This window comes from Wenyingzhuangia sp., from assembly GCF_039768515.1.
Lineage (GTDB): Bacteria > Bacteroidota > Bacteroidia > Flavobacteriales > Flavobacteriaceae > Wenyingzhuangia.
On sequence record NZ_JBDNAI010000081.1, the window covers coordinates 1 to 6029 of the forward strand.

The 6029-nt window shown below is 36.0% G+C and carries 3 protein-coding genes and 1 pseudogene; all 4 read right to left on the reverse strand.

Annotated elements, in window-relative coordinates; all coding sequences use genetic code 11:
• Positions 1-303: pseudogene (locus ABF281_RS04805) on the reverse strand (hypothetical protein); the annotation flags it as partial.
• Positions 304-655: 352 nt separating this feature from the next.
• Positions 656-1864: a cadherin-like beta sandwich domain-containing protein gene (locus ABF281_RS04810; RefSeq protein ID WP_347180557.1), complete on the reverse strand. Its 1209-nt coding sequence runs from the start codon at positions 1862-1864 to the stop codon at positions 656-658.
• Positions 1865-2086: 222 nt separating this feature from the next.
• Entirely contained in the window at positions 2087-3310 is a 1224-nt protein-coding gene (odhB, locus tag ABF281_RS04815) for a 2-oxoglutarate dehydrogenase complex dihydrolipoyllysine-residue succinyltransferase (protein ID WP_347180558.1), read from the reverse strand.
• Positions 3311-3348: 38 nt separating this feature from the next.
• Positions 3349-6029 (reverse strand): 2-oxoglutarate dehydrogenase E1 component (locus tag ABF281_RS04820; RefSeq protein WP_347180559.1); only part of this gene is annotated, 2681 nt, incomplete at its 5' end.

Here is a 6029-nt window from a genome sequence, read left to right on the forward strand (position 1 = left end):
AGAAGTGTAATAGTCTAAATGCACGTACTCCATTGCAGAAACGTCAGATGATGTATATTCAAGTCCTTGGTAATTTAGGTTTTCATATTTCATGATTTTGTTTCCATCAAAATCAACCTCTGACATTACTGTTGCTTGTCCCCAGCCTGGGTTTGTATTTGTTGCAATAGAAGTATAACTGTCGCTATACACAGAAATGACGTCTTCTGCTTGACGAGTGGGTTCCGGTGCAGCAGAGTCTTGCGAATACCCTATTGTAAAGCACAACAGAGTTAAAAAAAGTAGTGTAGTTCTTTTAATCATAATATTATAGTTTTAGTTTCCTCTAAATTTAAATAATATGAAACGATAACTAAGAAAAGAACACCTATATATTTACCCTACAAGTTTTTAGCCAATATTAACTGTGCTAAATTCCTTTAATTTTCAATTTTGTATTGGTAATGTTTGGTTTTTATGTCGTAAATTAATCATAATATCATTGTTGTACAGGATAGTGGATAAGATTTTGTCGAAAAAACCTCTGTTTTGAACGAATGATTTTTTAATTTTTACCTTTATCAAATTTCAAAAATAAACTTTATTTCCAAAAATATAAGTTGTCTAAAAATAGATTGTTGTTACCTACAGTTTTGAATTGAATGGCCGTAGTGTTCTAATTGTCAGGGACTTCTGTGAAGAAGAAATCAAGTGGAATATCTACACCGATCCATTTCCCATTGATTATTCCTTCTCTGTTGGCTACATCATAAACCTTCTCGTTATCGGAGGTAATTAGAAAGAATTTAAATTTTGTCGTATCTAGCGTGTAGTAATCTAAATGTAAATATTCCATTGTTGAAATATTTGTTGGTTTGTACTCTATGCCTTGGTAGTCAAGATTAGAACATTTCATTACTTTGTTACCGTTAATTTCAATTTCTGTCATCACAGTTTTCTGCAGTCCCCAGCCAGGATTTATGTTTGTTGCAATAGAATTGAAGCTGTCGCTATACACTGAGATTACGTTTTTTTCATTTTGTATTGGGTTTGGAGCGCCTTCACTTGGCGTTGGATCCACAGAAAAAGAGAGGGTGTATCGTCTGGTGGTGATGCCATCTTGAGCGGTAACCAGTACAGTTGTGTCTCCGGGGAGATTCTCCTCAGAGGAAATAGCAATCGCAGCCAATTCATTACTAGGAGTAGCTATTATTTTCGGAAGATTTTTAGTACCGTAAGGCAATTCGATATTATAATTTGTTTTTAACGTGTTAAAGTTTTGAATGGTCTGTCCATTTACACTTAAGTTGCTTAGTGAGGCGTTAGCATCTGTTGTAGTAGGTTCTTTCCAGAAATATAGGTTGTCCAAGAACAAGTTATTGTTACCAACAGTTTTAAATTGAACAGCTTCTGTAAGATCTCTACCAGCATTTGAAAAATAACGGATCGGAATATCGATACTTACCCATTGGCCATTTTTAATTCCATGCGTTGCTGCTATGTCATAAGCATTTTCACCATCTGCAATCAGAAAAAATTTAAATTCAGTGGCATCAACTGTATAGTAATCTAAGTGAAGATAATTCATGGTTGAAACATCTGTGTAAGGGAAGTCTATTCCTTGATAATTAAGGTTTGAATAACTCATCACCCTATCCCCCTCAACCTCTATTTCCGACATCACCGTTTCTTGCTCCCAATTGGGGTTGATGTCTGTTGAGATGGAAGAGTAATGATCGCTGTAAACTGAGATTACCTCTTCTTTTAATTGGCTGGGTGTTGGTGCTTTTTTTATTGGGGTAGCTGAATTTTTTAATTTTCCATTTACAAAAAATAACACTGCTATTAATAGCAGGGTAGCGATCAGTAAAATTTTCTTTTTCATTCGTGTGATTTTTTGTGTATTAGAATTTAAACTTGTTAATTAAAGATAAATAGCAACTAGGTATTTTTATTGTATTGACACTTAAGTACTATATTATTATATTATTCGTAAATTTAATACAATTTATTTGATAAATTATATGTTTTTAGATAGTTTTAAAGTTTTTTGCAAAAAAAAAGAGGAGTTTAACAAACTCCTCTTTTTTATCTAGATACTTATTGGTTACAATTCCAATGCTTTTTTAGGATTGTTTTTCATCAACAGTTCAATTGGGTTTTCTATAGCTTCTTTTATCGCGACTAAGAATCCAACAGATTCACGTCCATCTACGATACGATGATCGTAAGACAGTGCTACATACATAATAGGTTGAATGACGACTTGACCATTAACAGCCATTGGTCTTTCTACAATGTTATGCATACCTAAAATAGCAGATTGTGGTGGGTTTATGATGGGTGTAGATAGCATAGAACCGAAGACTCCACCATTGGTTATGGTAAAGGTTCCTCCTGTCATTTCATCTACTGTAATTTGACCGTCACGAGCTCTTAAGGCCAATCTTTTTACTTCAGCTTCAACTCCTCTGAATGATAAGTTTTCAGCATTTCTAATTACCGGTACCATTAATCCTTTAGGACCAGAGACAGCAATAGAAATATCAGCAAAATCATTTTTTATTTGGTAATCACCATCTATCATTGAGTTTACGTCAGGATACAATTCTAAAGCTCTTGTTACAGCAAGCGTAAAGAAAGACATAAAACCTAAACCTACACCGTGCTTTGCTTTGAATTCTTCTTTATACTGATTTCTCAAATCAAAAATAGGTTGCATATTAACTTCGTTAAAAGTTGTTAGCATAGCAGTTTCATTTTTTACCGCAACCAATCGTTGTGCTACTTTTCTTCGTAGCATAGACATTTTCTTGCTTTCAGACGAACGACTACCAATGGTTGTTCCCATCGCAGGAACTGCTTTAATTGCATCTTCTTTAGTGACTCTTCCATCTTTTCCAGTTCCTTGAATGCTCTCAGAGGTTATGCCTTTTTCATCTAATATTTTTTTAGCAGCAGGCGAAGCGCTTCCTGTTGCGTAGTTGGCAACTATCACTGGAGTTTCGGCTGGTGCAGGGTTAATCTCTTTCTTTTCTTCAACAGGAGTTGCTGCTTTAGTTTTAGCAGGAGCAGAAGCACTTTCTGGTTGCGCAGCATCCCTATCAATTAAACATACCACAGCACCAACTGCTACTGCGTCACCTTCTTCTGCTTTTAATGTGATGATTCCACTTTCTTCAGCAGGTAATTCTAAAGTAGCCTTATCAGAGTCAACTTCTGCTATAGGTTGGTCTTTTTCTACATAATCACCATCTTCAACTAACCAAGTTGCGATTTCTACTTCTGTGATTGACTCCCCTGGTGATGGGACTTTCATTTCTAAAACCATTAGATAATATTTTTGAGATTATTTATTTCTGTTTTATTTTATTTTTGAAAAACTTTATTGATTACTTCTTGATGTCTCTTCTTAAATCTAGCGCTAGATCCAGCAGCAGGTACGGAGTAGTATCTTAGAGAGGCATTTGTTAGAGGAACCACATCAAAACGTTGTAGCATGTAAGACCAAGCTCCCATATTTTCTGGTTCTTCTTGTGCCCAGATAAATTCTGCGTTTTCTGGATATGACTCTACGATTTCTTTTATTTTTTCTTTGTGCAAAGGAAATAGTTGCTCTATACGCACTAAAGCAACAGTATCATTATTTAAGTTTTCTCTTTCTTCTAGTAAGTCATAGTAGAATTTACCAGAACAGAAAACGACTTTTTGAACATTTTCTTTTTTGATACTTTGATCGTCTATTACTTCTTGGAAAGCTCCTTCTGCTAAATCCTCAATGGTGTTTACAGCTTTGGGATGTCGTAACAAACTTTTAGGTGTAAAGACAACCAATGGTTTACGATGATTTCTTTTCATGTGTCGACGCAACAAGTGATACATGTTTGCAGGTTCTGTACAATTTGCAATGGTCATGTTATCATAATCACACAATTGTAAGTATCTTTCTATTCTTGCTGAGGAGTGTTCAGAACCTTGTCCTTCATACCCATGAGGTAAGAGCATTACGATTCCATTCTGGAGTTTCCATTTGTCTTCCGCGGCACAGATGTACTGGTCAAACATAATTTGAGCACCGTTTCCGAAGTCACCAAACTGTGCTTCCCAGATTGTCAATGTGTTGGGGTGCGCCATTGCGTAACCGTAATCAAACCCTAAAACTCCGTATTCGGATAATAAAGAGTTGTAAATGGTCATGACTCCCTTGTTGTTCTTGTTGGTGTTTAATAAATTGATGCGTTCCTCTGAAAGTTCATCTCTAAGGATGGCATGTCGGTGACTAAAAGTACCACGCTCAACATCTTGCCCAGAAATACGAACATTAAACCCTTCTTCTAGGAGTGATCCGTATGCTAATGTTTCAGCTAACCCCCAGTCAAGTTTATTGTCCTCGAAGACCATTTTTGAACGACCCTCAATGATTCGCTGTGCTTTACGAACAAATTTCACCCCTTCTGGGTTCTGCGAAACGACCTTGGTGATTTCTTTTAGTTTGTCTTGAGGGTAGGTAGTATCTATAGAAGTTAACATTTCTTCTATTCCTTCTCTAACAAAACCTTTCCAGGTTTCTTCCATAAAAGGAATGACCTTTGATGTTTTATCTTCCTTGGCCTGTAAGAATTTGGTTTCCAGTAAAGATTTATATTCTTCTTGTAGTTGCAAAGCATAATTTTGATCAATGCTATTTTCATTGATCAGTTGTTCGATATAAATATCTCTTGGATTTTTATGTTTCGCTATGTTCTTGTATAGCTGAGGCTGTGTAAATCTTGGTTCATCACCTTCGTTATGACCATATTTACGATATCCCAATAAATCTATAAAAATATCTCGTTTAAAAGTCATTCTAAACTCCAAGGCCAATTCAATAGCGTGACAAACTGCTTCAACATCATCTGCATTGACATGCAAGACAGGAGACAGGGTAACTTTTGCTACATCTGTACAGTAGGTGCTTGATCGTGCATCTAAATAGTTGGTTGTGAACCCTACTTGGTTGTTGATAACCAGGTGAAGTGTACCACCAGTCTTATACCCATTTAATTTACTCATTTGGATGACTTCATAGACTACACCTTGACCAGCAACGGCAGCATCTCCATGAATAATTATTGGTAAAATAGCTCCTTCATTTCCATTGTAAAGGGTGTCTATTTTTGCTCTTGTTACTCCTTGTGCAACCGGCCCAACAGTTTCTAGGTGAGATGGATTAGGCAGTAAGTTCATTCTCATTTCTGAGCCATCTTGGTAAGTTTTGCTTCGCGTTAACCCCATGTGATATTTCACATCCCCATCTATGTTTTCTTCGTCAAAATCTTTACCTTCAAACTCAGAGAATAAATCACGAATTGGTTTTTTAAAGATGTTTGTTAGGGTGTTTAGGCGACCACGGTGAGCCATTCCCAATACACATTCTTTGACATTGTATTTTTCAGCAGCTGTTCTCAAAGCTGTTGCTAATGCAGGTACAACGGTTTCACCTCCTTCTACAGAGAAACGTTTTTGTCCAACATATTTTGTTTGTAAAAAACTCTCAAAACCTACTGCTTGAGTTAATTTTTTAAGAATATATTTTTTCTGTTCAGTATTAAAATCAGCTTTATTGGCATTTTTGTTCAGCCTGCTTTGCCACCATTTTAGCTCTTCAGGCTTTCGAATATACATGTATTCAATTCCAATAGAATCACAATAAATCTTCTTCAATCTATTGATGATCGTTTCTAAAGTAGCCGCACCAATACCGATAACCTCTCCTGCACTAAATACAGTTTTTAAATCGTCTTTGGAGAGCCCGAAAGTTTCTATTTCTAAATTAGGCTCGTAATGTCTTCGTTCTCTTACGGGGTTGGTTTTGGTAAATAAGTGACCTCTTGTTCTGTATCCATTGATCAAGTCAAGAACTAAGAATTCCTTTTTTACTTCTTGCGGTACTTCAATATTGGTTTCATCAGAGTATGATTCGTTTGCCAAATCATATCCTTGAAAAAAACTTTTCCAACTAGGTTCAACACTGTCGGGATTTTTTTGGTATTGCTCGTATAGGTCAGCAA